This window comes from Pseudomonas sp. VMV1 (genome assembly GCF_056790235.1).
In genome coordinates this window covers 368,991-395,305 of the sequence record NZ_JBXGSE010000002.1, presented here as the reverse complement: position 1 = coordinate 395,305, position 26,315 = coordinate 368,991, and the positions used below count along the sequence as shown (strand labels likewise).

General features: G+C 61.1%; 27 protein-coding genes and 1 tRNA gene. 8 read left to right on the top strand and 20 right to left on the bottom strand.

The features are described 5' to 3' along the window. Positions 1 to 6: 6 nt before the first annotated feature. From ACUCV0_RS07370 to ACUCV0_RS07355, 4 genes are all read right to left on the bottom strand, one after another. On the bottom strand, positions 7 to 729 hold the full coding sequence (locus ACUCV0_RS07370) for a flagellar hook assembly protein FlgD (RefSeq protein ID WP_482212398.1): 723 nt from the start codon (positions 727 to 729) through the stop codon (positions 7 to 9). A 16-nt stretch (positions 730 to 745) separates the two neighbouring features. Beyond that, the gene (flgC, locus tag ACUCV0_RS07365; RefSeq protein WP_145008909.1) at positions 746 to 1,183 is read right to left on the bottom strand and encodes a flagellar basal body rod protein FlgC; all 438 of its coding nucleotides are present in this window, start codon (positions 1,181 to 1,183) and stop codon (positions 746 to 748) included. Between the two features lie 2 nt (positions 1,184 to 1,185). Continuing rightward, complete coding sequence (flgB, locus tag ACUCV0_RS07360; protein ID WP_273807686.1) at positions 1,186 to 1,608, bottom strand: flagellar basal body rod protein FlgB; 423 nt, start codon at positions 1,606 to 1,608, stop codon at positions 1,186 to 1,188. A gap of 720 nt (positions 1,609 to 2,328) precedes the next feature. Beyond that, on the bottom strand, positions 2,329 to 2,598 hold the full coding sequence (locus tag ACUCV0_RS07355; RefSeq protein WP_482212397.1) for a hypothetical protein: 270 nt from the start codon (positions 2,596 to 2,598) through the stop codon (positions 2,329 to 2,331). Positions 2,599 to 3,104: 506 nt separating this feature from the next. On the opposite strand from ACUCV0_RS07355, the gene ACUCV0_RS07350 reads away from it, so the two are divergent. Next, positions 3,105 to 4,217: an STY4528 family pathogenicity island replication protein gene (locus ACUCV0_RS07350; protein WP_482212396.1), complete on the top strand. Its 1,113-nt coding sequence runs from the start codon at positions 3,105 to 3,107 to the stop codon at positions 4,215 to 4,217. A 47-nt stretch (positions 4,218 to 4,264) separates the two neighbouring features. Here ACUCV0_RS07350 and ACUCV0_RS07345 read toward each other — a convergent pair whose 3' ends face one another. Next, positions 4,265 to 4,540, bottom strand: a complete 276-nt coding sequence (locus ACUCV0_RS07345) for a hypothetical protein (RefSeq protein WP_482212395.1) — start codon at positions 4,538 to 4,540, stop codon at positions 4,265 to 4,267. 318 nt (positions 4,541 to 4,858) lie between these two features. Here ACUCV0_RS07345 and ACUCV0_RS07340 point away from each other — a divergent pair, with 318 nt between their 5' ends. Next, on the top strand, positions 4,859 to 5,206 hold the full coding sequence (locus tag ACUCV0_RS07340) for a helix-turn-helix domain-containing protein (protein ID WP_007159148.1): 348 nt from the start codon (positions 4,859 to 4,861) through the stop codon (positions 5,204 to 5,206). A 405-nt stretch (positions 5,207 to 5,611) separates the two neighbouring features. On the opposite strand, the gene cheR is transcribed toward ACUCV0_RS07340, so the two are convergent. Together cheR and ACUCV0_RS07330 are read right to left on the bottom strand one after the other, a co-directional pair. After that, positions 5,612 to 6,439 carry a protein-glutamate O-methyltransferase CheR gene (gene cheR, locus ACUCV0_RS07335; RefSeq protein WP_026083954.1) on the bottom strand — a complete coding sequence of 276 codons (828 nt, stop codon included), beginning with the start codon at positions 6,437 to 6,439 and terminating at the stop codon, positions 5,612 to 5,614. A 42-nt stretch (positions 6,440 to 6,481) separates the two neighbouring features. Further along, positions 6,482 to 7,414: a chemotaxis protein CheV gene (locus ACUCV0_RS07330; protein WP_482212394.1), complete on the bottom strand. Its 933-nt coding sequence runs from the start codon at positions 7,412 to 7,414 to the stop codon at positions 6,482 to 6,484. Between the two features lie 68 nt (positions 7,415 to 7,482). Here ACUCV0_RS07330 and flgA point away from each other — a divergent pair, with 68 nt between their 5' ends. The 4 genes from flgA to ACUCV0_RS07310 all read left to right on the top strand — a co-directional run bounded on the left by flgA (position 7,483) and on the right by ACUCV0_RS07310 (position 10,063). Next, a complete protein-coding gene (gene flgA / locus ACUCV0_RS07325; RefSeq protein ID WP_482212393.1) occupies positions 7,483 to 8,241 on the top strand; it encodes a flagellar basal body P-ring formation chaperone FlgA in 759 nt (252 codons plus the stop codon). A 160-nt stretch (positions 8,242 to 8,401) separates the two neighbouring features. Beyond that, positions 8,402 to 8,710 (top strand): flagellar biosynthesis anti-sigma factor FlgM, encoded by a 309-nt coding sequence (flgM, locus tag ACUCV0_RS07320; protein WP_482212392.1) that lies wholly within the window; start codon positions 8,402 to 8,404, stop codon positions 8,708 to 8,710. 60 nt (positions 8,711 to 8,770) lie between these two features. Then, complete coding sequence (locus ACUCV0_RS07315) at positions 8,771 to 9,241, top strand: flagella synthesis protein FlgN (RefSeq protein ID WP_482212391.1); 471 nt, start codon at positions 8,771 to 8,773, stop codon at positions 9,239 to 9,241. Between the two features lie 87 nt (positions 9,242 to 9,328). Continuing rightward, positions 9,329 to 10,063: a flagellar brake protein gene (locus ACUCV0_RS07310; RefSeq protein ID WP_482212390.1), complete on the top strand. Its 735-nt coding sequence runs from the start codon at positions 9,329 to 9,331 to the stop codon at positions 10,061 to 10,063. A gap of 39 nt (positions 10,064 to 10,102) precedes the next feature. Here the strand turns inward: ACUCV0_RS07310 and ACUCV0_RS07305 are convergent, their stop codons facing one another. The 9 genes from ACUCV0_RS07305 to ACUCV0_RS07265 form a co-directional block, all read right to left on the bottom strand. After that, positions 10,103 to 11,458, bottom strand: a complete 1,356-nt coding sequence (locus ACUCV0_RS07305) for an MFS transporter (protein ID WP_482212389.1) — start codon at positions 11,456 to 11,458, stop codon at positions 10,103 to 10,105. Between the two features lie 44 nt (positions 11,459 to 11,502). Next, entirely contained in the window at positions 11,503 to 12,351 is an 849-nt protein-coding gene (locus ACUCV0_RS07300; protein ID WP_271655521.1) for a glycosyltransferase family 2 protein, read from the bottom strand. Positions 12,352 to 12,364: 13 nt separating this feature from the next. Then, positions 12,365 to 12,721 (bottom strand): SMR family transporter, encoded by a 357-nt coding sequence (locus tag ACUCV0_RS07295; protein ID WP_007160456.1) that lies wholly within the window; start codon positions 12,719 to 12,721, stop codon positions 12,365 to 12,367. Continuing rightward, on the bottom strand, positions 12,718 to 13,551 hold the full coding sequence (locus ACUCV0_RS07290) for a sugar phosphate isomerase/epimerase family protein (RefSeq protein WP_482212388.1): 834 nt from the start codon (positions 13,549 to 13,551) through the stop codon (positions 12,718 to 12,720). The genes ACUCV0_RS07295 and ACUCV0_RS07290 overlap by 4 nt, the downstream gene beginning before the upstream one ends. Beyond that, positions 13,551 to 14,339 carry an NAD-dependent epimerase/dehydratase family protein gene (locus tag ACUCV0_RS07285; RefSeq protein WP_059316919.1) on the bottom strand — a complete coding sequence of 263 codons (789 nt, stop codon included), beginning with the start codon at positions 14,337 to 14,339 and terminating at the stop codon, positions 13,551 to 13,553. The genes ACUCV0_RS07290 and ACUCV0_RS07285 overlap by 1 nt, the downstream gene beginning before the upstream one ends. A 5-nt stretch (positions 14,340 to 14,344) precedes the next feature. Next, positions 14,345 to 15,976, bottom strand: coding sequence for a hypothetical protein (locus tag ACUCV0_RS07280; RefSeq protein ID WP_482212387.1), 1,632 nt, complete (start codon positions 15,974 to 15,976; stop codon positions 14,345 to 14,347). Beyond that, a complete protein-coding gene (locus ACUCV0_RS07275; RefSeq protein WP_434774621.1) occupies positions 15,957 to 17,021 on the bottom strand; it encodes an FAD-dependent oxidoreductase in 1,065 nt (354 codons plus the stop codon). The genes ACUCV0_RS07280 and ACUCV0_RS07275 overlap by 20 nt, the downstream gene beginning before the upstream one ends. Positions 17,022 to 17,068: 47 nt before the next feature. After that, positions 17,069 to 18,091: a glycosyltransferase gene (locus ACUCV0_RS07270; protein WP_482212386.1), complete on the bottom strand. Its 1,023-nt coding sequence runs from the start codon at positions 18,089 to 18,091 to the stop codon at positions 17,069 to 17,071. A 242-nt stretch (positions 18,092 to 18,333) separates the two neighbouring features. Beyond that, a tRNA-Arg gene (locus ACUCV0_RS07265) sits at positions 18,334 to 18,410 on the bottom strand. Between the two features lie 261 nt (positions 18,411 to 18,671). Between ACUCV0_RS07265 and ACUCV0_RS07260 the strand changes: the two genes are divergently transcribed. Beyond that, entirely contained in the window at positions 18,672 to 18,986 is a 315-nt protein-coding gene (locus ACUCV0_RS07260; protein ID WP_007160462.1) for an Arc family DNA-binding protein, read from the top strand. A gap of 51 nt (positions 18,987 to 19,037) precedes the next feature. Here ACUCV0_RS07260 and mgtE read toward each other — a convergent pair whose 3' ends face one another. After that, entirely contained in the window at positions 19,038 to 20,483 is a 1,446-nt protein-coding gene (gene mgtE, locus ACUCV0_RS07255; protein ID WP_423815048.1) for a magnesium transporter, read from the bottom strand. 288 nt (positions 20,484 to 20,771) lie between these two features. Between mgtE and ACUCV0_RS07250 the strand changes: the two genes are divergently transcribed. Further along, positions 20,772 to 21,248: a DUF4124 domain-containing protein gene (locus tag ACUCV0_RS07250; protein ID WP_313649440.1), complete on the top strand. Its 477-nt coding sequence runs from the start codon at positions 20,772 to 20,774 to the stop codon at positions 21,246 to 21,248. Positions 21,249 to 21,272: 24 nt separating this feature from the next. On the opposite strand, the gene pheA is transcribed toward ACUCV0_RS07250, so the two are convergent. The 3 genes from pheA to gyrA are packed head-to-tail and all read right to left on the bottom strand — an operon-like array spanning position 21,273 to position 26,286. Then, positions 21,273 to 22,367 carry a prephenate dehydratase gene (gene pheA / locus ACUCV0_RS07245; RefSeq protein WP_482212385.1) on the bottom strand — a complete coding sequence of 365 codons (1,095 nt, stop codon included), beginning with the start codon at positions 22,365 to 22,367 and terminating at the stop codon, positions 21,273 to 21,275. Positions 22,368 to 22,369: 2 nt separating this feature from the next. Next, positions 22,370 to 23,455, bottom strand: coding sequence for a 3-phosphoserine/phosphohydroxythreonine transaminase (gene serC / locus ACUCV0_RS07240; RefSeq protein ID WP_313649441.1), 1,086 nt, complete (start codon positions 23,453 to 23,455; stop codon positions 22,370 to 22,372). Beyond that, positions 23,455 to 26,286 carry a DNA gyrase subunit A gene (gyrA, locus tag ACUCV0_RS07235; RefSeq protein WP_059315626.1) on the bottom strand — a complete coding sequence of 944 codons (2,832 nt, stop codon included), beginning with the start codon at positions 26,284 to 26,286 and terminating at the stop codon, positions 23,455 to 23,457. The genes serC and gyrA overlap by 1 nt, the downstream gene beginning before the upstream one ends. Between the last annotated feature and the right edge of the window lie 29 nt (positions 26,287 to 26,315).

Sequence of the window (26,315 nt, the reverse complement as noted above, 5' to 3'; positions counted from 1 at the left end):
GCCGGCTCACTGGCCTATGGTCTTGACGTTCGCCAAGGCGACGTTGGTGCCGTCGGCGAGATTGAGGGTCATGTCGCTGCCGCTGGTCCCCAGGGTCACGCTGCTCACGGTATTCGGCAGGTAGGTCGTCAGCGCCGTGGAGGTGCCACCGATCGCGGCCGTGGCTTTGAAGGTGTAGGTGCCGGACGCCAGCGTCTGGCCGGAGCTGTCCTTGCCATCCCAGCTGAAGGAGTGGCTACCAGCGCTACTGGCGTTCAGGGGAATGGTGTCGACCAGGGAGCCGGCGCTGTTGTAGACGCCCACCGAGAGATCACTGCCGGACGACGGCAGCACCACGCTGCCGGTCATGCCGGAGGTGGTATCGACCACCGCCGTGCTGCCGGCGGCGATCACCGAGCGACCGACCAGCGAAGAGGCCTGCAGCGCCTGGGAAGAGTTGTAGTTGCTGACGATGGAATCCACCGAGGTATTGAGGTTCTGCAAGGACTCGACGCTGCTGAACTGGGCCAGCTGCGCGACGAACTCGGTGTTGTCCTGCGGATTCAGCGGATTCTGGTTGTTGAGCTGGGTGACCAGCAGCTTCAGGAAGTCGTTCTTCCCGAGACTGCTGGTGGTGCTGCCCGAGGTCGTCGCGCCGCTGGACGTCGCCGAGCTGCTCGATACCTTGCTGTTGGACAGCACCGACGACAGCAGCGAGCTGCTACTGGTGGTGGAAGAAGTGGTGGTCATGGCGACTCCCTAGCGATCACTGACCCAGGGTCAGTACCTTCTGCATCATCTGTTTGGCGGTATTCATCATTTCCGCGTTGGTCTGGAAGGCCCGACTGGCGGAGATCATGTCGGCCATTTCCTCCACCACGTTCACGTTCGGGTAATAGACGTAGCCGTCCTTGTCCGCCATGGGATGATGGGGTTCATAGCGCTTCTGCACCTCGCTCTGGTCCTCGACGATGCCCTTCACCTCCACCCCGACCCCGGCCTGGCCCTGGTCATCGAACAGCGAGGAACCGCCCTGGGCCTCGCTGAGCTGGGCAGCGAACACCGGATGGCGGGCCTTGTAGGTCTGGTCGACGCTGGAAGCGACCGACTCGGCGTTGGCCATGTTGCTGGCCACGGTGTTGAGCCGGACGTTCTGGGCGCTCATCGCGCTACCAGCGATGTTGAACAACGAACTCAAGGACATGGTTATTCTCCCTTGATGGCCGACATCAGCCCCTTGAACTTGCTATTGAGCAGCGTGAAGCTGGCCTGGAAGTTCATGGAGTTCTCGGCGTAGTTGGCCTGCTCGACCTGGGCATCCACGGTGTTCTGGTCGACCGATGGCTGGCTGGGAATGCGGTATTTCAGCGCCGCGTCGCCCATGCCCATGTCGAAGCCTTCGGCGGCGATGTGCCGGCTGTTGGTGGTCTCGAGCTGATAGTGCCTGGCGGACCCGGCAGTACCCTTGGCCGCCTGTTCGGCCAGCACCGCACTGAAGTCCAGGTCCCGCGCCTTGTAGCCGGGGGTATCGGCATTGGCCAGGTTGTTGCCCAACACCTCGGCGCGCTGCGAACGGAAATTCAGCGCCTGCTCATGCAACCCGAGTGCTTTGTCGAAATTGATGCTCATGTCGAGAGACCTTTGACGTAGCTTGCAAGCGATCTAGCAAGGCCCGTGCCAGTCTCCAGCATCCATATAAATCAAGGGTTTAGCGCAACGCGGCAGTTAGAACAACGGCAAGCGGCAAGGTTTTTCCGCCGCCTTTGCCGGCCTTGGGATCGGGCGCGGCAAAATTTTGGCGCAAAAAACGCGAATAGTTCAGGTCTGAACGCCGTAGGGTTACCTCGGATTCCCCTAGACAGCTGCCAAATGTCTAATTGCCTAACACAAGCGCAAGAATTCTCGTAACGATCGATATTTAGACCGTGATTTTCGAGTATGTCTTTTTATAATACTCATTGAAGACACTTAGTGTGCTCTAGGCGCTCCTAGGTATCTAATAGAGCACACGAGCAACACGACAGTCTCTAAGAGACGTCCTTTCATGATAAGCGGGTAGCTAAAATAAAATTTAATGTTTCCGCCAACTGCACTCGAAAACGGCCGTAAACAGAGCGTGAGCAGTCTAAGTAAATCCTTGGAAAATCATTTAATAGAGCGCCCGTTCTATGACCTCAAAAAGAATACTCATCGACTATGAGTGCTCCGCGCCGCCACGAGAACTTGGAGAATAACAAAAGAACTCTTTGACCGCGGGCAGTTTCTATCAATGCAATGGCGGACTACTGTCCACCATTGCAAAGAAGAACTTAGACCGAAGACCGCGAGCGGTCGAACATTACGTATCTGCTAGGGGCTATTGTGGCGTACATCAGATAGCGCCCGACGGTAGAGCGTGACCATTTCGTCCAGCAACTCTTGAGCAACATTACAGGCAATCTTTAGTCGGAGCTCTTCAGGGTGGCCAGAACCACACTCTGCCAACTGAGCCAGTAGATCACCTAGCATTGACGCACGAAGATTTGCATCGGCTTCGATGGATCGAGTGGAAAGATCCATTTGGTTAAGCGCGATTGGCTTGCTCGGGAACGGAAGGACAGAGGGCTTCTTCTCAGCCATGGCACACCTCCGTTGCAGGAGTACATGGCATGCAGGTAGCGCCGAGGCGGAGCTCGGGCTTAAAAGGAGATACAGGCATTTTAACTGCTCCTCAGACGATTAAGGAGCCGCCACCCGCCGTTGTCACTCGGTGATGGGAGGCGGACCGTGAGGGGGTGACAAACCGGCGTCCGAGGGAACCGGCCAGGCAAAAGCCTGCCCCACACGGCCCGCCATAGAAAACCACAGATGTAGTCTAGCTACAGCGCTACCGCGCCTCGAACGAATCGGGTTGTCACACCCGGTCGTGGGATTGACCACGACAATGCAAATTTACCGTTTTGGAACGCGCCCTAGCAACCCGGGGCGACGCTAGCTACCTATGACTCATCTAGGTTGGTCTACAGCAGACCGTTTGGTATGCAACAGAAATACGGTAACGGGGCAAATCGGATTTATCCGGGACAGACCAGTTGGTGCCAAAGAGACTCGCCTGGCAGCCGAAAGGCCTTGGTAGGGGAGAGGAAATGGCAAGCTATTCCGCACACGAGCGCTACGCATCGAGTAACTGGTTTACGACGCCAACCGCGCTGCTGGTAGATCCGCGGCTGACCCCGCTGGAGCGCAACGGCTGGCAGGTCTTGCGCATGCTGAGCGGCCCGGATGGGGTTAGTTCGCTTACGAGCCTGAGCCAGCTACGACGCTATCTCACCACCACGCCGTTAGGGCAACGGGCGGGCTATGAGACGGCGCGACGTGTTCTGAAAGTGCTGCGCCTGACGGGTTGGATTACGCTGATCGGTGTACAGCGTGACCCCATGACGGGCAAGGTGATGAGCGAGCGCTACAGGGTGCATGAGCATGCCTTAGCGTTTGATCAGGCATGCACTGCCGACCAGACGCTTGCCCGTCTATTACAAGCGTGCCTGCACGAAACTGGACATCCGATCCAGCGGATTGCACAGCATCTCAATCAGGCGTTCACGCAGGGTGAGCGCAGTGAAGAGGCAGTGCCTAATGGAGCTTCTATCCCAAGCGAGTTGGGGAGCTCTATCTCCGGGGCGGTACCTGCGGAGTTCGGCTTAGGCCAAACCGGTCTGCCACAGACCAACGAGGTCCACGGCAAACCAACTGGCCAATACAGTACGTACAGTAGTAAGACGTATAAAGTACGTACGTATCCCTCAGAGCTGGAAAACACGAAGGGCAGCGCTCCGCTTCCATCCTGCCTCGCGGGAATTGATGAGGAGCAGTTGCAGGAGCTGCTGAAGGCGCTTGATGAATTGTCCCTGCAGCAGCGTCAGCAGGTGTTGGCAGAGCTTGAGGCCAGACACCGTAGCGGCGGGGTACGCAACGTAGTGGCCTATGCCTTTGGCTTGATCAGACGCGTGCAGTCGGGAGGTTTCCGGCCCTATGCACTGCGGGATAGGCCGGCAATGCAGACCGTGGCGAACAGAGACCCCGGCATGGACCATCGTCCACGCCCGGCACATCGAGTAGCCCCCGCAAAGCGCTCAACGCCCGAGGTTGCTGAAAACCATATTGCGACGCTTCGCAAGATGCTCAACATGCCTGTCAGGGTGTCGCGCGTGCTCGACGACATCAAAGCTCAGTCCGAGCAGCTCAGCGAAGAAAGCTAGTCGTGGTGACTTAAGAATGATTGAGCCACGCTGCGGGCTTGGACTGCTCATAGGCCCAGTGCGGAGGCGTTCGTAATGCTTTTGCTGCGGCGATGGATGATGACCATCTCATCCAACAGATCTTGCGCAGTCATCTTGATAATCGTGGCGCGAAGCGAATCTGTTTCCAGGGTGCTGGCGTCAAGCTGATCGAGTAGGTCCTTCAGTATGGAAAAGCGCAGCTCGATGTCATCTGAAAGGTCCGACAAGTCGCTTGCGAAGTGGCTGGCGTCGATACTTTTCTGCGGGAGCGGATAAATCCGCGTGTTCTTGGTGTGCGTCATGATGCGTATACCTCAATTTTCCTAACGTCCGTCTGGGGGTCGATTAATCGATCCTGTCCGGGCAGGTCGCTCAGCACTTCAGCCTGCACTCGATGGCTTGGAGGTATCTCAGCGTTAGCAGCAGCCTTACAAGTGCTATTGCCCAAGGTGCCGAGCTAGCCATGTCTGGTGACCAAGAGGATTCCGGCCCTCTCACTAGCTGCCCATGAGCAGCTAGGCGAGCTTTAGCAAGACAACCTATAGGGTTGATATTCAACCTGAAATGCCCTTCATGTCAACAGGGTGTCGCCCGACCATTGAGGTTGAAGGGAGGGCGTCATGGCTGAGTACGATACGGCGGCATTGGCAGGTCTGGTGGGACGAGCCATTGCTAGGCAGCGCATTCGCTGCGGGTTCACCCAAGAGCAGATCGCCGAACGATTAGGGATAGGCAACGAGGCGGTATCGCGCATTGAGCGCGGTTTGGTCATGCCTAACATTGAGCGCTTATTGTCCCTGGCGGAGGTATTTGGCTGTGAAGCAGCGGACCTGCTGACCGAGGCAAGTGCCCGGCCTCAGGATCAGGCCCGACATCTCGAAACGCGCCTGGCTACCCTCAGCGCCGAGGATCGCCAACTGGTCATGGAGTTGCTTGAAAGTCTGATTCAGAGACTGGGACGCGGTTGAGTGAGCGACAGAGTTCCCTGATTTTGATACCACCGCCTAATACGCGCGTTCCGCAGTTCTGCCTAGGAGCGTGCCGCCCCCCCCAGAACAAGCCCGACGTCTGTGCCTGTATGCCAGTAATACAGTGCTCAAGCGAGACGTTCAAACCTGCTCGTCGCAGCTAAATACTTCTAGCGCAACCAATCCCTGCTGTTTGAATTGCGTTAGTACCTCAGCCTTCGTGACATCGGCAACCAATGTCCAGCCCGTCTGAAGATTTTGAAGCTACGTTTGAGACTAGGTGGCTAGGGGATCTTGGAGTAACAAAGCCACCAGATCAAAGCTAGCGCGCCATGCCATAGATCTATGGCATGGCGTTACTTTGCCCATGCTGCACTTCAGCTTTTGCCGCCGCCCATCAACCGCTTATTTGGCCTTGTAAATGATGCCTGGATTGCACTGCACCATCTGATAGAGATCCGGCAAGCCGTTGAGGGCTTCGGACGCACCCAGGAACAGATAGCCGCCCGGCTTGAGGGTGGCATGGATGCGGGTGAGGATGTCCTTCTTCACGTCAGCGGAGAAGTAGATCAGCACGTTGCGGCAGAACACCATGTCGAACTTGCCGAGGCTGGCGTAGCTGTCCAATAGATTCAGGGCGCGAAATTCGATCCGACTGCGAATCGCCGGCTTGACCGCCCAACGATTTGGCTGCAACACGTCGAAGTAGCGCTGCAAGCGTTCCTGGGACAGACCGCGACCAATCGCCAGCGAATCGTATTCACCGGACTTCGCCGCAGTAAGAATGGCGCCCGAGAGATCAGTCGCCACAATCTGCATACCGCCACGCCCCTGCCCTGCCGCGCTGCGCTCGAATTCGTCCATGGTCATGGACAGCGAATAGGGCTCCTGCCCCGAGGAGCAGGCCGCCGACCAGACCCGCAGGCGCTGGCCGAAGGTATTCTTCGTCAGTTCCGGCAAGAGGCGGTTCTTGAGTACCTCGAAGGGATAGGTGTCGCGAAACCAGAGGGTTTCATTGGTCGTCATCGCATCGATGACCTTTTCCCGCAAACCGCCACGGGGCTGCATCTGGATGCGCTGCACCAACTCCGACAACGTTTTGATCCCCTCGGTCTCCATCAGCTTGTTGAGCCGACTGGAGACAAGGTACTGCTTGTTGTCACCGAGCAGGATCCCGCTGGATTTCTCGAGGAAATCACGAAAAAGCACAAAATCCGCGTTGACTGCTGACACTGCCGCTCCGCCTTCTGGATACCGGGATAGAGACGCCTTCACCTAGTGACTGTCGACCGCATTGATGCGCTCGGCTACCCGGGAGGCAAGATCATCGGGACGGAACTTGGCCAGGAAGTCGTCCGCGCCGACCTTCTTGACCATCGCCTGGTTAAAGACGCCGGACAAGGAGGTATGCAGCAGTATATGCACTTTCTGCATTCGCGGATCATGACGGATTTCCGCCGTGAGGGTGTAGCCATCCATTTCCGGCATCTCGATGTCGGAAATGATCATCAGCAGCTCCTCTTCCGGACGCTTGCCTTCGTCGACCATACCCAGCAGGTAATTCAACGCCTGACGACCGTCATTGAGCGAGATTACCTCTACCCCGACGGTTTCCAGGCAGCGGCTCACCTGCTTGCGCGCCACCGAGGAGTCGTCGACGATCAATACCCGCTTGGTGACGGCCTTGGCCTGTACCACGTCGCTGATCACGCCGGCCGATACGGTCTCGACGGACGGTGCCACCTCGGAAAGGATCTTTTCCACGTCGATGATCTCGACGAGCTGGTTATCTACCCGGGTGACGGCGGTCAGGTAGTGATCACGACCGGTACCCTTGGGCGGCGGATTGATGCCTTCCCAGTTCATGTTGACGATGCGCTCCACCGAACGAACCAGGAAGCCCTGCACCTTGGTGTTGTATTCGGTGATGATCACGAAGCAGTTGTTGATGTCTTCCAGGCCACGGCGACCGGTGGCCATGGCCAGGTCGATGATGGGGAAGGTGCCGCCACGGATGCTGGCCACACCGCGCACCACCGGGCTCGATTTCGGCATCACGGTGAGCTTGGGGCACTGTAGCACCTCCTTCACCTTGAAGACGTTGATACCGTAGAGCTGCGAGCCGTCCAGGCGGAACAGCAGCAGCTCCAGACGGTTCTGGCCCACCAGTTGGGTACGTTGGTTGACTGCGTCCAATACACCAGCCATTTGGCGACTCCTCTCGTTGCCTCGGACCGGTTGGAAAACTCGGCACAGGGCTTGCTTAGATGTGACTCATGGATATCGAAGCGACGTGTTTCCGACCTATGAAAACCTCTTGCCGCTGGGCTGCGAATCTCATGTTGATCCTGGCATGCCTGGGCGGAAAGGCCTATGCAGAAGGCGACTACACCTCATCTGACGAACTTATCGGCGCTGTCGAAAGTTTTCTTGAGGAGCGCGTGCAGGAATATTTACTGGACACCCATTCCGACGCCCGCCATGAAACCCAGATCAACTCCCTTGATCCCCGCCTGCGCCTCGCCGCCTGCGACAAACCTCTGACGCTGTCGCAACAAGGCACTCCTGCGCCGGTGGGCCGGATCAACGTCAAGGTACGGTGTGAGGGCAGCAGCTCCTGGACGGTGTTCGTGCCAGCCCAGGTCAAGCTCTATCGCCCCGTGGTCGTCACCTTGCAGCCCCTTCTACGCGGCACGGTGCTGGACACGAGCAACGTAGCCCTGGTCGAACGGGATGTCGGGACGCTGACACAGGGCTACCTCACCAGCCTGGAACAGGTAATCGGGACCCAGCTGAAACGTCAGGTAGTCAGCGAGCAGGTGCTCGCGCCCTCCTTTATCGAGCAGGCCGAACTCATTCGCAAGGGCGAACAGGTGGTCATCAATGCCCGCAGCGCCTCCTTCAGTATTCGCATGCAGGGTGAAGCCCTGTCCAATGGCGCCAAGGACGAGGAGATTCGGGTACGGAATCTGAGCTCCAACCGGGTGATTCGCGGTCGGGTGGTCGATCAGGGACAGGTAGAGGTAGCGCTTTAGCGGAAGAGTCAAAAGGAGTACCTTAAGCGTCAGCATCCTGAACCTCTGCGCGCCATCCTGTCGAAGGCTGTGAACCGGAGCACAGGTCTACGGCTAAAGTTTCGGCGGGATACGCCGATAAGCCGGGTATGCGAACGAGACGACACGAGGATCTCCACTCATGGCTCTAGATATCAATCGCCTGAATTCGTCCTCTACTGCGGGCATAGGCAATACCAAGGCCTCGTCCACCAAGGATGTGTCCACGGCTCAAACCAGCGACGTCAAGGCTACCAAGAGCACCGCCTCCGGCGAGTCGGTCAGCTTGAGCGCCGAAGCCAAGCAACTGAGCTCCCTGACGGCGGGGCTCAAGGATCTGCCGGTGGTCGACAGCGACAAGGTCAGCCGCCTGAAACAGGCCATCGCCGATGGCTCCTACAAGGTCGACAGCCAGAAGGTGGCCGACAAGCTGATGGCGTTCGAGTCCTGACGCCCGGTTCGGCATGGCCTTCCTGACGATCGCAACTAAGGTTCGAACGGAAACCGCACCATGCCCAATGCTACCTTGCTCGACATCACTCGCCACGACATCGAACTGAGCGAGCAACTGCTGGCTTTGATCGACCAGGAATTCCAGGCCCTGAGCGAGCGTCACCTCGAACGGCTGGAGTCGCTGCTGGACACCAAGCAGATCCTGCTCAAGCAGCTCGATCAGCATGCCCAGCATCGCTCTGCTCTGCTTCGCTTGGCCGGCTTGAGCAATGACCTCGCCGGCTTGCAGCAGTACGCCGCAGGCCAGGACGAAGGTCAGGCGCTACTGGCGGCTTCCGCGCGCCTGAGCGAGTTGATCGAGGCCTGTAAGCAGCGCAACGTCCGTAATGGCCAGATCATCCAGGCCAACCAGATAGGCACGTCGCGGGTGCTCAACCTCCTGCAAGGCAGCAGCTCGGCGCCCATGCTCTACAACAGTCGCGGCAGCCAAACCCGCAGCGGCTATCAGCGTCCCTTGAGTTCGGCTTGATCACGGGCATTCTCATGCCAGCGTTTTCACTGTACAGATGGCGTTAAGCCAGTATCCTTGCTGACCGCTGTTAACAGGAGTTTCCAGGTGCAAGGCTCTTCCGCTAGCGACAATGCCGCTCAGCCACCCCAGGTCTATCGCTCCAAGGGCGAGATACTGGCCTGCCTGCGGCCGGCCCAACAGCAGCATATTCCGCTGCGGATCACGTTCAGCCGACAGGATCAGCAATTCCAGAGTTTCGTCGTCGAGATCGACGAGACCAAGGGCCTGATCGCCCTGGACGAATTCATTCCGCGCGAGGCGGAGCGACTGCTCGAGCAGGGTAGGCCCTTTCGCGTGGACAGCTTTCATGAAGGCATTCGGGTGACCTGGCAGATCGATCGCCCCGTGCAATTCAGCGAGCTCGACGGCAACCGCTGCTACTGGGTCGAGCTGCCCAGCGAACTGACCTACCACCAGCGGCGCAATGCCTATCGGGTCAAGCTGCTCCTGACCCAGCCGGCCACGGCAGAACTGAGTCAGATAAACAGCCAAGTACAGCTACGTGGCCAGTTGATCGACCTGTCAGCTACCGGCTGCAAGCTGCGCTTTCCTGGCAACGTCACCCACCTGCTGCAACCGGGGCAACTGGTACAGAGCTTTACCGCCGAACTGCCAATCGGAGCCATCAACACCCCGATAAATATTCGCCATGTGGCCTGCACGGAGCGCATGGAACACAGCGAGGTCGGCGTCAGCTTCCACAATCTGGGCGGCGCCGCTCAACGCCAGATCGAACGCCTCGTCTACCAGCTGCAGCGAGAGAACCGCCGGTTCGAATGACCAGCCGGGCGTCCAGGACTGCTGGACGCCCCCCACCTCTCAGGTCGCCTTGGATTCAGGCGGGTTCTCCGGGAACTCGATCTCTTCCTGCAAAGGCGCCCCCTCCTCGGCAGGCTCCTCCTCTACGACCGGCTCAGTGTGCATCTGGTCATGCACCACCTGGCTATCGACCCGTGGATCCAGCGCGGCGACCAGCGGCGAGCTGGTCGATCCCTCGGGCATGGGCACGTGGCTCAGCGGCGCCTCCTCGACCAGATGCTTACCGGTAACTGCATTCGGGCGGATCCGCCAGATCAAAATCCCGCCGCAGAGGACGACGAAGGCATAGAGCATGTTGGGTCCGACCAGATTCATCAGGCCGCCCACCAACAGTGGCCCGATACAGGCACCGACGCCGAAGGTCACCAGCAGCATGGCGCTCAGGGAAACCCGCCGCTCACCTTCGATGTGATCGTTGGAAAGCGCTACCGCCAGGGGATAGAGCACGAATTGCAGCAGACTGACGATAAGGCCCAGAGGTAGCAGCACTATCGGCGGCACCTTAGGCAGTACGGCCAATGGCAAGGCCGCGATGGTCAGGGCGATAGCGATACCTCGAATCAGCCAACTGCGATCATGACGATCCGACAGCCAACCGATCGGCCACTGAGCGATCAGACCGGCGAAGATGCAGCACGCCATGAACAGACCGATGCGTTCGGTAGGCAGTCCCTGGGCGCTGGCATAGAGCGGGGCCAGGCCATAGAAGGATCCGATCACCAATCCGGCCACCAGGGTGGTGGTTAGGGACTGCGGAATTCGCTGGATGAAGAAGGTCGGCTCCAGTGGCGCCGGCTTGAGCGGCGCCGGGTGGATCTTGCCGGTGACCGCCACCGGCACCAGACAGAGCGCATAGCAGATGGCGACCAGCATCAGCTTGTCGACGCCGAGATCGGGCGAGACAACCAGTACCACCTGCCCCAGCGCCAGGCCGAGATAGGAAGCTGTCATGTAGCCGGAAAAAACCTTGCCCCGCTCGCCGGGCCCGGCCTGCTCATTGAGCCAGCTCTCCAGCACCATGTACTGGCACATCATGCCCATGCCGATCAGCACCCTCAGCGCCAGCCACACGGGCAGCCAGGGCAACAGCCCTATGCCCAGCACCGCGGCGCTGACGACACCTGCGCAGGTCACATAGGAGCGGATATGGCCGACCTTGGCGATCAGCCGGTGCCCGAGCTTACCGCCTATCACCAGCCCCGCGTAATAGGCGGCGGTCAGGGCGCCGACCCAGAGTCCCTGCACCTGATCGGCGGCCAGTCGCAGCCCCAGATAGGTACTCAGCAGACCGGTCCCGATCAACATCAACAGCGTCGCGAAATAGAGCCCGCGAAACGCCGACAGCACACGCACCATTGCCTACTCCATCGTCTCTTGCACATCAGGCAAGCGCGACGGGATCAGCTTCGTCGTTGCGCTGCCAGCTGGGCATCCGCGCCCAGGCGTGGGTTGTAGTGGCCTGCACAGGCCTTCATCAGTACCTGCAGCACCGACAGATTACCTCTGACGCTGCTGATCTTGGTGGGTACCTCGCCCTTCGGATAGCGCCGCACGGTAGGGAGTTCCACGCAGCGATAACCCAATTTGGGTACCCGATAGGAAAGATAGGCCAACAACTCGTAGGTGCTGAACTCATCGCGGAACGGCGCGACACGCGGATCCAGCAGCATGGCCCGGCTGTAGGCGCGGAAACCCTGGGTGGTATCGGTCCAGTGAAAGCCGGACGCCAGGCTCAGCATGGGCGCGTGGATGAAGCGGATGGCGAAGTCGCGGGACTTGGGCGTGTTCTCGGCCACGCCACCGGCCAGAAAGCGCGAGGCCTGGACGAAGTCGTAGCCCTGCTCGATGGCCTCGATGAAGCGCGGGATGGCATCGGGATCATCCTTGTCGTTGCCGTCGATGGTCACGATGCCGGTATAACCCTCATCGAGCACGAAGGCATAGGCGCAGCGCAGCTGGGCGCTGAGCTTGCCTGGCGCGGTCTTGACCAGCAGCCCGCGGACGCCCAGTTCCTGCAACCGTTGCGGCTCCAGCGAGCCATCGGTGCTGCCACCGTCGACGATGATGACATCGGCGATGTCGGCGATCTTCACCGCCGCCATGCGCCGCAGAAGATTGAGGATCCGCTCGCCTTCGTTGATGACCGGAATCACCACGCAATGCGGACGGCTGCGACCATTCCAGAAGGTCGTCGAATAGCTGGGTACCTGCCAGAGGGCACGCTCGGTGGCGGGAATTGCAGTAGTCATAGGTCCTCCAGATTCAACCGACACGGGCCGTGATGAGGGCGACACCGGCGATGATCAGGACGATGCCTGCCGCCGTGGTCCAGGGAAAGGCTTCGCGAAAGATCACCACCGACAGCAGGGCGACGCTGGCGATGGCCCCGGCGGTGAGTACCGGGTGCGCCACGTTCAGCGGCAGCTTGGCCAGCGCGGCGGCGTAAAGCAGGAAAGCCAGCCCATACATGAAAAGGCCAAGCCAGAACGGCCAGTTGGCCAGGGCACCCATGGGATCGCTCAGGCTGGGAAAACGCCGCGGCGGCAGCATGGCGAGCTTTACCAGCACGCTCGCCGAAGCATTGGAGGCGATGCCCAGGATCAGGATCAGCCACTTCATGCCGCGACCTCCGGCAGATCACGATAGGCCCGGATCGCAGTCTGGACGCCACGCTCCAGCGCCGCCAGGTTGGAGCCCTGCTTCGCCGGCAGCATCTCGATGCTGACCACCTGCTCCGGCAGACGCCGGGTCAGGGCGAAGGCGATACCTTCGTGGTTGGTGCAGCCCTCCCCCAGGGTCACCAGATCCGGCTCGCTCGCGTGGACGTGGCCGATCAGCTCGGCATGCTCTTCGAGCACGCGCGCGGCATCTTCCTCGTTGATGGTCAGGGCACCGGTATCGAGTTGCATGAGGATCGCCGGGTGGTCCACCGCCCGCACCACGGCGGCCGTGGAATCGCTGTCGATCATGAAATTGGCGCCATAGCGCGGCGGATTCGGCTCCAGGCAGATCTGGACGCTACGGGCCGCAGCCACATCGCCCAGACGTCGGAAGAAGTCACGCGCCTGTGCCAGAGCCTCCTCGTCGCTCAGTCCGGTGCGATCCCGGTTGCGCGGCGAGCCGAACACCAGACGCGTCGCCCCCAGGCCTTCGGCGACCCGGCAGACACCCTCCAGCTGGGCCAGCAGCGCACGCTGGACGTCGTCGCTACCAAAGACGTTGAGTCCCGTGGTGCCGAACAACAGCGCCTGCATGCCGGTGATCTCGATACCCCGGGCCTGCCATTCCTGGCGTACCCGCTGGATGTCCTGGGCGGTCGCCGTCTTGGGATCGGCGAAATACTTGCCGGGGGCGATATCGATGGCGTCCACCCGGTGCTGCTGCAGGATCTCGGCGACCATGGCGTCGTCGGCAGGATCCCAGGCGATATTGGAAATGGCGATGCGCATCACTGGCCCTCCGCCTTGATGACCGGAGGTTCCGACTGCGCATAGGCCCGTACCGCGAGCAAGGTGTCGCGCGCGCTGTACTGATAGCCATCCCGGCCGCCGAAGACCTCGGCGTGCACACTGCGGAAATCGTAGCGCGCAGGCGTGCCCTCCAGCGTATTGCCGAAGTCGCGGCCGAAGCCCTGGCTGGCGATGTCCGCCACGCTGATGGGCTCGGCGGTCAGGTGCACCAGCTCCAGGCCGGCTGCCTGGGCGGTCTGGATGTCATAACCGAGATTGACCATCGGATAGAACTGGAAGACCCCGCGACTTTCCACCGCGTGCAGGTTGTTGTCGTTGAGCAGGTCGTAGATCACGTTCTTGCGCAGCCCCGGGCCGACCAGGCCGGGCAGGCGGACGATCAGCGCCTTGGGAAAATGCTCGCGGACGAATTGCTCCAGCCGATAGCGATTGGCGCCATAGGCGTGGAGTCCTTCCTCGTCCACCACGGTGGTTTCATCCACCCCGAGCGGCTGCTTGAAGACATCCACGGTGCTGATCAGCACGAAGGAATCGCACTGGATCCGTGACAGATGACCGATCAGCCCCTCGATCTTCTGCCGATCCGCCTCTGGATCGCGATTGGCGATCCACTTCTGCGCCGGGGCACCGGCACAGATCACTTGCCCATAGGGCTGATCGCCAATCTGCTCGATGTTGGTCGAGCGAAACAGCGCACCGAAGGCCTTCTGCTTGAGCAGTGTCGACCCCACGAAGCCGCTGTACCCTATCAATGCATCGGTCTTCATGTTGCTCACCCCTTGGTCTTGAATCTCAGGCAATAATCCGGCTGGCACTCCTCGACGGGATAGCGCTCGTCCAGGTAGGCCTTGAGCCGTGGAAACTTGTCGTGCATGGAAAGGTTGTTCAGGTTGAACGACCAGAAGGTCGTGGAATACACCACGGCTGGCGGATCGGCGTGTTGCAGGTCGCTGATCAGGTCCGCTTCGTAGGGCGGCGTGGCATAGACGGGATAGATGTACTTGGTGCAGGCCGGCAGGTCGGTGACGCCATTGATGACCCCGTTGTTGGCCAGGTCGAAGACGCAGCGGGCACCACTTTCCAGCAGACGGCGCGAGGCCCACTGCACCCCGGGCGTCGCCAGCGCGGCGTCATCCGGCAAGGCAGCCAGTTCCGGCACCCAGGCGAGTCCCTGGGCCCACACCCGCTCGACCGGCGACTTGTAGAGGTTGAACCCGGCCAGCAGCACCAGCAGCGCTGCCAGCGCCGGCAGCAGCAGCCGACGGCTGAACGCCAGCAGCGCACCCGCCAGCAGCACCGCGAAGAATGGCGAGGGATTGAGCCCGACCAGGCCGAGCAATACGGCGGCGGCAACAGCGACCGCTGCTGCCCGGGGATACGCTGAGAGATCCCAGCCGCCGTTGCGGGCCAGGCGGTGACGCCGGGCGGCATATAGCAGGCTCAGCAAGGGCACCCAGAAACCCATCTGGATGTGCTGGAAGTCCGCCCGGTTGACCCCGATCTTGAAAAAGATGGCGAGCAGCACGGCCAGGGCCCCGATCAGTGGCAGGTCCTCGCTCCAGCGCCACGGCCAGGGTAGGCAGCGGATCAACGCAAAGCCTGCCAGGGCCGTAGGCACCGCCAGCAGCAGACTCAGGGCAAGGGGCCTTGCAGTAAGGCCGTAGCCCCATTGGGACGAGGTTTCCAGCAGGAAGGTCAGGTTCTTGACGTAGTCGGTCAGCGCGAAGAAATCGGTACCAAAGCCAAGCCAGCCAACGGTAGCCACGAAAGTCAAGATCGATAGCAGATGCCGCCGTTGCAGCAACAAGGCGAGTACTACCGCCAAGCCGATCGCCAGGACGCCGGCGATGCCACGGTCATAGGACCAGAACACATTGAAGCCTGCCGCCAGCCCCAACAGCACCTCGCAGATCAGGCGCTGCGGTGTGCTCGTCACCTTGCGGTGCAGGCAGAACAGGAACAGCGACAGCAGCAGGAAGAGATCGCGATAGCCCACGACCTGGGTCGCCAGGGCGCCGACGGCGACCAGCAGGATCAGCCGGGCACGGCCCCTGGGTAGCGGGCACAGCAGCACCGCCGTTCCCCACAGCAGAAGCGCCGCTCCGGTATTGCACAGCCCATAGAGGATCTGGGTCACCAGGAAGGTGTGTTGGGCACCGAACCAGCTTTGCGCCAGCCATACCGGGATGAAGTCCAGGCCACCGTGGATGGTGAAGGCGTGGGCGCCCGGCTGGCTGTGCAAGAGGGTCGGCAGGGTGGCGAAATACTCCCCCTGGTGGAAGGGATCGAGAATGACGCCCTTGCCGAACAGAAAGAAGTTGATGACGGAAAAGATCAGAACGCTGATGAAGCCGGCGACGCCGGACACCCCCCTGGGTGACGCTTCAGTGGAAGGGTTCAGCATCGAGGCGCTCCAGGGCATCGAAAATGTTGTCGATCTTGCCACCCAGCATCGAATAGCAACCGGGCAATTGGGAATGTTGCTCGAACAGGATGGGACGACCGTCGTCCCCTTCGTTCTTCATCAGGATGGTCTTTACCTCGAACAGCGAGTCCCGGTATTCCACCCGCGCCGCGGCCGACATGTAGCGGGCTACATCGCGCACCATCCAGTCCGCGCGCGAGGCACGGTCATAGTCGTCGAGCAGTGCATAGGGATCGGTGCCGTTGGCGTCTTCCCAGTTTAGGTGCGGCGTATAGCGCACGTGAGACAGGGTATGCAGTCCGCGAGCGGGAAAGGGCATCATGGAAAAGAACGGACCGTCCATGACCGTCACGCCGAGATCGCGCAGCTCGGGCGGCATTTCCACCAGGGCCATCTCGGTGATCTCGTGGCGCAGGCGTGTAGTGGTACCCGGGAAATCGCCGCCGTATTGATTGAGGCCACTGTAGGTGCAGTTGAAGAGATAGCGGCAGTGCAGGTCTTCCTGCCCGCCAGCGTCGTTCACCACCTCGACGCCTAGGCCACCCGTGTCGGCACGGATCGCCGTAACACGGCTCTTGAAGCGCAACTCGACCCCAGCGGCATCGAGTTCACGACTCACTTCGTCCGCCAATACCGCGGAATTGAAGGCGTATTCCTCGGTGAGATACACCGACTCGATCAACCTGTCGTCGAACAGCCGGGTCAACTCCTTGGGCGCCGGCTCGAGGGAGGCTTCGATGCCCTGACAAAAGCGCTCGAACTGCTTTGCCGTGACCTTGGAGTTGTTGCGGGCGATGGCATACAACTTGGTGAAATCTCGCACCACCACATCAGGGTAGTCGCGCAGGAAGCGCGGCAGATTGACCCGACTGCGAAAGGCCGTGACGAAACTACGGGGATAGTGGTAACCGTTATGAACACGCGCCTGATTGTTGTAAGAGGCACGTTTCAACAGCCCCTCCTCTCGCTCGATCAGAGTGACTTTCGCAAAGCCTCGCGTGCGCATCAGATACAGGGCGGTCATGGCCCCATAAAAACCACCGCCAATGACGATCGCATCTCTCATGATCGTCAGGCCATGCCGGATTGAGTTGCCGGTCTTGCGGCATTGCCGCCCTGCACCACTTCGACATTGAGCTTGTCACGCCGGGTCATCACTGCACTCGTGAATTCTTGAGCGACGTGATAGAGCGGGCCTTCATTGACTCGATGGGTCAACTGCAGGACATATTCGCCGAGCACCAGCAGTACCAGCGATATGAGAAAGAACATGCCGGATTGCTGTAATGAAATCGTCACCCAACCAGGCGCTACATCATCCTTGAACAAACCGATCGCTATCACATAGAGGGAATAGAGCAGATTGGACAGTGCGCCCATGATGGACAGGAAACTGACCATGCGCATGGGTTTGCGGGTGGAGGACACCAGCAACCGTGCCCCGCGATCGAAACTACCGGACAGTCGCTTGGGCTTGGTGCTGCGCGGCGGCATGCTGTATTCGAGATTGATACGCGAGAAGCCTGCCGTGGCTGGCAGATGGCGATAGGTCAGCGCCGGCGCCGGATGCCGCAGGATATAGTTGATGACCTTCTTGCTGAGCATCCGGTATTGGGGAGCGTCCTTGGCCAGGTCGACTCCATTGAATTGCTTGTAAAGACTGTTGAAGCCTCGGGAGCAGAGACTGTAGGAGAATGTTTGCCGAACTTTCTGCTGGTTGTTGGCAAATACCACATCGACCCCACCTGCGGCCTGCTGCAACATATCGGGCAGGAAGGCGATGTCGTCGGTCTCCGGATCTATGACGACCGCGAAGTCTCCCAAGGCGTTTTCCAGGCCTACCCAGGCAGCAGTGTCGGAGTCCACTTCCTTGGTCAGGGCATATACCTGGAGGTTGGGCAGTCCACTGACACTGGTCAGTTGCTTTAATCGAGCTACGCTGTCATCAGAGGAGGCGTTGTCGACGATGATAAGTTCGTAGTCACTCACCAAAGGACCGATGACAGTGGCAGCGCGCTCCAAGGTGTCCTGCAACTCGGTCGCCTGGTTACGAACGACGAACACGACTGAAAGTAGGACGGGATAAAAGGCCATGACGAACCTCCAGAGGCGTTCCAGATTCTTGCAATGCAGACGGTTAGCCATCGGAGAGTACAGATAAATTCAGCGGGTTTTGTTCCGCTGCGCTAGGCTGTGATCACAGCCACAAATCGCTATCTGGAGAGCCTGGAAGTCGAACAAGGTCGCTGTTTTTGCCCTATCCTCCGAAACTGCTGTAACGGTTCGGCAAAGGCACTTGGAGAGTCGGACAGCGAGGAAAGGACTAGAAAGGAATCTGGTGTCCCAGAGTGGGGTCGAACCACCAACCTTCCCCTTAGGAGGGGGATGCTCTATCCAATTGAGCTACTGGGACAGGAAAGGGCGCTCATGGTAACGAGCAGCAGAAGGTTTGTCATGTTTCGGTTCGCATCGGCCAGAACGATGGGTTGGGACCGGCGGGCACAGGAAGTTCTTCAGCGGCTTTGCAATTTAGGTGGTACGTCGGTAAATTGACGTCAATAAAAATTGATACCTAGGGACAGGTCGTTACAGAGTCCAAGGTGCCGTGAGTGCTAGCGGAACGAGACGAGGGCTTATGCCTTCACTGATATTTGACTCCAGATGAAGTACCTCAATGACCCAGGCCATTAGATCCTACTCAAGCCGTACCGCTGATAAATTCGTCGTGCGTCTGCCCGAGGGCATGCGAGAGCGCATTGCAGATGTGGCCCGCAACCATCATCGCAGCATGAACTCCGAAATCATCGCGCGCCTAGAGCAGAGCCTGCAGCAAGAGGGCGCCCTTGGCGACGAACCTGGTTTACGCCTGGATAGCCCGGAGATCACCGCCAGCGAGCGGGAATTGCTGCAGCGTTTTCGTCAACTGTCAGGCCGACAGCAAAACGCCTTGATCTCGCTGATCGCCCACGACATCGACGCCGCTTCCTGACGGCGTCCAGGCTGCCCTGCGTCCGAGCAGCCTGCTGCAGCCCGCCCTGCCCTACATCAGGAACAGGGTGGCAAGCCCCAAGAAGATGAAGAAGCCGCCACTGTCGGTCACGGCGGTGATCAGTACGCTCGACCCCATCGCAGGGTCGCGACCGAAACGCTGCAAGGTCATGGGAATGAGCACGCCCATGAAAGCAGCCAGCAGTAGATTAAGGGTCATGGCGCCCATCATTACCAGGCCCAGCGACCAGCTGCTGTAGAGATAGAAGGCTACCAGCCCTATCACCCCACCCCAGATGACGCCGTTGCACAGGGCGACGCCCATTTCCTTGCGCAACAACCGGGTAGTACTGGTGACGCTGATCTGTCCCAGGGCCATGGCCCTCACGATCATCGTGATGGCCTGATTGCCGGAGTTGCCACCGATGCCTGCCACGATGGGCATGAGCGCGGCCAGTGCCACCAACTTTTCGATCGAGTCCTCGAACAGGCCGATGACACGCGAGGCGATGAAGGCAGTGATGAGGTTGGTGGCCAGCCAGGTCCAGCGGTTGCCTACCGATTTCCACACCGAGGCGAAGACGTCTTCGTCTTCACGCAGACCAGCCATGTTGAGGACTTCGCTTTCGCTTTCCTCACGAATCAGGTCGACCATTTCATCGATGGTGAGACGCCCGATCAGCCTGCCGCTCTTGTCCACCACGGGCGCGGAAACCAGGTTGTAACGCTCGAACGCCTGGGCGGCGTCATAGGCATCGCCGTCCGGATGGAAGGCCACCGCCTCCTTGGCCATGACCTCGACCACGAGCTTTTCCGGATCGTTGACCAGCAGCCGCTTGATCGGCAACACGCCCTTGAGGATGCTGTCGTTATCGACGACGAACAGCTTGTCGGTATGGTCGGGAAGCTCTTTGAGGCGGCGCAGGTAGCGCAACACCACTTCCAGAGCAACATCATCGCGGATGGTCACCATCTCGAAGTCCATCAGCGCGCCGACCTGGTCCTCTTCATAGGACAGGGCGGAACGCACCCGCTCGCGCTGCTGGGCGTCGAGGGCGTCCATGAGCTCGTGAACGACGTCGCGCGGCAGATCCGGTGCGAGATCGGCGAGCTCGTCGGCATCGAGCTGACCGGCGACCGCGAGAATTTCCTGATCATCCATGTCGGCGATCAGTGTCTCCCGGACAGCATCCGAGACCTCGAGCAGGATTTCACCGTCGCGCTCGGTCTTGACCAGACCCCAGACGGTCAGACGGTCTTCTTGCGGCAGGGCTTCCAGGATGAAGGCCACGTCGGCCGGGTGCAGCTCGTCCAGCCGGGCACGCAGCTCTTCGAGGCCTTCCTGGGGGATATCGGCGGGGGATACGGGGCCGCGGTCCTGACCTTCACGGGCCTCGACGGCAAGGTCGTAGCGCTCCAGCAACTCGACGACCTGGGCGAGCCGCTCTTGCAGCGTCTCGTGGGGCTTTCTGATTTCTGCTTCGTTCACTACGGTCATAGCGCACTCCGGCCCGCCGGCGGAGCGCACCGACGAACCCTATCTCAACAACGGGACGAAAAAGGCGATTGAGTGTTGACTGGGTAAGTCCATAAGGGGGATGACCACTGCCCCGGCGGGGCTGACGGCGGGGATGATACACCGGACCGGTTGCAGGTGCGAACGCAAAAGGTTTTCAAAACAGCTATTTGCAAGGGCTTTGGCAGGGCATCAGGGCCACCCTTTCGGCTCTCGTCCACCGACCCTTACTTCGCTAAGCTTGAGTGCCTACGTCAAGGAGGACGTCTCATGAAGAAGCTGCTCGCGCTCGGTCTGCTACTGGGCTGCACCACCGCGCAATCGGCCACGGTATATCGCTGCGAAGATGCCACTGGCCACCTCACCTTTTCCGCCAGCGGGTGCCCCTCGGGCAGCGATGGCAGCCTGCAGCGCGCCGACAATGCTCTTCCGGGCGGCGCCAAACCCAGGCTGATGGCGAAGCCGAAAGCCTCCCAACCCAAAGCTGTCGTGCGTGTGCCGACCGTGGTGGCGGCCAAAACGGATGGTTGCGGCGACTTGCTCACTAGCAGCGAAAAGCGCCAGGCGATCATCCGGGGGCAGGTGAAGGTCGGCATGAGCCGGGCGGACGTGGAGAACGCCCTGGGGCAGCCGCAGCGGATTTCCCAACTGGATACCCTGACCCGCTATCACTACGAGGCGCGCCGAGGCAAGGAACGCTCGCGCCTGGTGACCTTTGACCAGCACGGCTGCGTGCGTCGACGCTGACGCACGCAGTTGGCCAGGGCCGCGTCAGAGCACGGCGCGGGGGTAGGAGCCGAGGACCTTGAGTGCCACGGCGCCCGTGGACAGCCGCTCCAGGACGTCGCGGATCAGCGGATCGGCCTGGTGACCGAGGAAGTCGATGAAGAAGACGTAGGTCCACTTGCCACTGCGCGACGGCCGCGTCTCGATCCGGCTGAGATCGATGTTGTTGGCATGGAACGGCAGCAGCAACTCGTGCAGGGCACCGGGCTTGTTCTGCATGGAGACGATGATGGAGGTCTTGTCGTCGCCACTGGGCGGCACGTCCTGGTTGCCGATGATGAGGAAGCGCGTGGAGTTGTCCGGGCGGTCCTCGATCTTCTGCTGCACGGGGGTCAGGCCATAGAGCGAGGCCGCCATGTCACCGGCGATGGCCGCGCTGTTCCACTCCCCCTTCACCCGCCGCGCCGCCTCGGCATTGCTGGCCACCGCCACCCGCTCGACGCTCGGGTAGTAGGAGTCCAGCCACTTGCGGCACTGGGCCAGGGATTGGGCGTGGGAATAGATGCGGGTGATGCTGTCGGGCTTGGTGTTCTCGCTGATCAGCAGGTGGTGGTGGATGCGCAGCTCCACCTCGCCGCAGATGGACAGGTTGTGCTCGAGAAAACTGTCCAGGGTGTGGTTGACCGCGCCCTCGGTGGAGTTCTCCACCGGCACCACGCCGAAGTTGGAGGCACCGGCGGCGACCTCGCGGAAGACTTCGTCGATGGCCGCCATGGGCCGTGTCACCACGGCCTTGCCGAAGTGCTTGAGCGCCGCGGCCTGGGAGAAGGTGCCCTCCGGGCCAAGGTAGGCCACGTGCAGCGGCTCTTCCAGGGCCAGGCAGCAGGACATGATCTCGCGAAACAACCGCGCCATGTCCTCGTCACGGACCGGACCGCCGTTACGCTCCATCACCCGCTTGAGGACCTGGGCCTCGCGCTCGGGCCGATAGAACACGGGCTTCTCGCCCTCCGCCAGCGTCTTCATCTTGACCCGCGCCACGTCCTGGGCGCAGCGGGCGCGTTCGCTGATCAGCTCCTGGATGCGTTCGTCCAGACTGTCGATGCGCAGGCGCAGGGCCTTGAGCTCGTGTTCCGACATGATCAGCCGTGCTCCTTCTCGAATTCGGCCAGATAGGTCACCAGCGCCTGGACGGCTTCCAGGGTGACGGCATTGTAGATGGAGGCGCGCATGCCACCCACCGAGCGGTGCCCCTGCAGATACAGCAGGCCGCGCTCTTCGGCGCCCGTGAGGAAGGCCTTGTCCAGACGCTCGTCAGCCAGGCGGAAGGGCACGTTCATCCAGGAGCGGTCGTTCTTGGCGATGGGGTTGCTGTAGAAATCGCTGTTGTCGATGAAGCCGTACAACAGGTCCTTCTTCTCGCGATTCAGGCGCTCCATGGCGGGCAGGCCGCCCTGCTCCTTGAGCCACTTGAACACCAGCCCGGACAGGTACCAGGAGAAGGTGGCCGGGGTGTTGTACATGGAGCCGTTGTCGGCCTCGACCTTGTAGTCGAGCAGCGTCGGGCAGGCGGCGCGGGCGCGACCGAGCAGGTCTTCGCGAACGATGACGACCACCAGGCCGCTGGGCCCGATGTTCTTCTGGGCACCGGCGTAGATCAGGCCGAAGCGCGAGACATCCAGCGGGCGCGAGAGGATATCGGAAGAGGCATCCGCCACCAGGGGCACGTCGCCGACCTCCGGAATCCAGTCGAACTCCAGGCCGCCGATGGTCTCGTTGGGCGTGTAGTGGACGTAGGCCGCGTCCTTGGACAGCTGCCATTCGTTCTGCCCGGGAATGGCGAAGTAGTCGTAGCCCTTGGCACTGGCGGCGACGTTGACGGTGCCGTAGTGCTGCGCCTGCTCGATGGCCTTGCGCGACCAGATGCCGGTGTCGATGTAGTCGGCGGTGCCGCCTTCGGGCATCAGGTTCATCGCCAGCTGGGCGAATTGCAGACTGGCACCGCCCTGCAGGAACAGCACCTTGTAGTTGCTGGGCACGCCCAGCAACTCGCGCAGGTCGGCCTCGGCCTGGCTCGAGATGGCGGTGAAGTCCTCACCGCGGTGACTCATCTCCATGACCGACAGGCCACGGCCCTGCCAATCCAGCAGATCGGCCTGGGCCTGGCGCAACACAGCTTCAGGCAGGGCCGCCGGGCCGGCGCAGAAGTTGTAGGCACGCTTGCTCATCACTCGTCATCCTCGTTGGGAAGGTCATCGCTCGGCACGTCGCTGGCACCGGGCAGTACATCGTCCTGATCCGGCTCGTGACTGTCGACCGGCAGCTCCTTGTCGAGCAGCTCGTCGTCCAGTTCGGCTTCGTGATCCAGCAGCTCGTCGTCCACCGAAGGCTCCTGCACCCGCTCCAGGCCTACCAGCTTCTCGCCTTTGCCGAGCTTGATCAGGGTAACGCCTTGGGTGTTCCGGCCGGTCCGGGAGATGCCCTCCACCGGGGTCCGTACCAGGGTGCCCTGGTCGGAGATCAGCATGATCTCCTCGCCGTCCAGCACCTGGATGGCACCGATCAGGGGACCGTTACGCTCGTTGATGACCATGGCGATCACGCCCTGGCCACCCCGACCGCGCTGTGGGTACTCGGCCATGGCGGTACGCTTGCCGAAGCCGTTGAGGCTGGCGGTGAGGATCTCGGCGCCCGGCTCGGGGATCAGCATGGAGATCAGGCGCTGGCTCTCGGCCAGGCGCATGCCACGTACACCGCGGGCGGTACGGCCCATGGTGCGCACATGGCGCTCCTTGAAGCGGATGACCTTGCCACCGTCGGAGAACAGCATGACTTCGCGGGCACCATCGGTGATGGCGGCGGCGATCAGGCTGTCGCCCTCCTCCAGCTTCAGCGCGATCAGGCCATTGCTGCGCGGACGGCTGAACTGCACCAGCGGGGTCTTCTTCACGGTACCGTTGCGGGTGGCCATGAAGATGTAGGCACCGGTGGCTTCGTCTTCGCCGGCATCGATGACCTCGCCCTCTTCGCCTTCGCTCTCGACGTCGTCCTCCACCAGCACGGCGTCTTCGATGTCGAGGTTGTCGTCCTGCTCGCCCAGGTCCTCGTCACCGGCGGGCGCCTGCTGGCGCACGGCTTCCAGATCGACCGGCAGCATGGCGGTGATGCGCTCACCTTCGGCCAGCGGCAGGAGGTTGACCAGCGGACGACCCCGGGCGGCGCGGGAGGCTTCCGGAATCTCGTAGGTACGCTTCCAGTAGACCTTGCCCAGGCTGGAGAACAGCAGCAGGGTGGTATGGCTGTTGGCGACCAGCAGGTGTTCGATGTAGTCCTCATCCTTGACCGCCGAGGCCGAGCGGCCACGACCACCACGGCGCTGGGCCTGATAGGCGTGCAGCGGCTGGGACTTGGCGTAGCCGCCATGGGAAATGGTGACGACGCGGTCTTCCTCGGTGATGAGGTCGGCGATGGTCAGGTCCACATGGGAGGCGACGATTTCGGTGCGACGCTTGTCGCCGAACTCCGCCTTGACCTTTTCCAGCTCTTCGCGGATGACTTCCATCAGCCGCTCGGGATTGGTCAGGATGCGGATCAGCTCGCCGATCTGCAGCAGGATCTCCTGGTACTCGGCGATGAGCTTTTCGTGCTCCAGGCCGGTCAGGCGGTGCAGACGCAGGTCGAGGATCGCCTGGGCCTGTTCGGGCGAGAGGTGATACTTGCCCTCGTGCAGACCGTACTGCTCGGGCAGCTCGTCCGGGCGGCAGGAATCGGCACCGGCGCGCTCGACCATCTCGCGTACCGCACTGGATTCCCAGGGCGTGGCGATCAAACGCTCCTTGGCTTCCGCCGGGGTCGGCGAGCTCTTGATCAGCTCGATGACCGGATCGATGTTGGACAGGGCAACCGCCTGGCCTTCAAGAATATGGCCACGCTCACGCGCCTTGCGCAGTTCGTAGACGGTCCGCCGGGTCACCACTTCGCGACGGTGGCGAATGAAGGCTTCCAGCAGTTCCTTGAGATTCAGGGTGCGTGGCTGGCCGTCGAGCAGGGCCACCACGTTGATGCCGAACACCGTCTGCAGCTGGGTCTGGGCATAGAGGTTGTTGAGCACCACCTCGGGGGTTTCACCGCGACGCAACTCGATGACCACGCGCATGCCGTCCTTGTCGGACTCGTCGCGCAGCTCGGTGATGCCTTCGATCTTCTTGTCCTTCACCAGCTCGGCGATCTTCTCGATCAGCCGCGCCTTGTTGAGCTGGTAGGGCAGCTCGGTGATGACGATCTGCTGGCGATTGGCGCTCTTGTCGATGTCCTCGACTTCGGCGCGGGCCCGCACATAGATGCGGCCCCGACCGGTACGGTAGGCCTCGATGATGCCGGCACGACCATTGATGATGCCCGCAGTCGGGAAGTCCGGACCGGGGATGTACTGCATCAGGTCATCGACGGTCAGCTCACTGTTCTCGATCAGCGCCAGGCAGCCATCGATCACCTCGCCCAGGTTGTGCGGCGGGATGTTGGTGGCCATGCCGACCGCGATACCGCTGGAACCGTTGACCAGCAGGTTGGGGATGCGCGTGGGCATCACCGCGGGGATCTGCTCGGTGCCGTCGTAGTTGGGCACCCAGTCGACGGTTTCCTTGTCCAGGTCGGCCAAGAGCTCGTGGGCCAGCTTGGACATCCGCACTTCGGTGTAGCGCATGGCCGCGGCGTTGTCGCCGTCCACCGAACCAAAGTTGCCCTGACCGTCCACCAGCATGTAGCGCAGCGAGAACGGCTGCGCCATCCGCACGATGGTGTCGTAGACGGCCGTGTCGCCGTGGGGGTGGTATTTACCGATGACGTCACCCACCACACGGGCGGATTTCTTGTACGGCTTGTTCCAGTCGTTGCCCAGTTCGCTCATGGCGTAGAGCACGCGCCGGTGCACCGGCTTGAGACCGTCGCGCACATCCGGCAGGGCCCGGCCGACGATGACGCTCATCGCGTAGTCGAGATACGACTGCCGCAGTTCGTCTTCGATATTGACCGGGAGGATTTCTTTGGCCAGTTCACCCATGAGAAGCCTGGTTCCTTCTGATCTGAAAA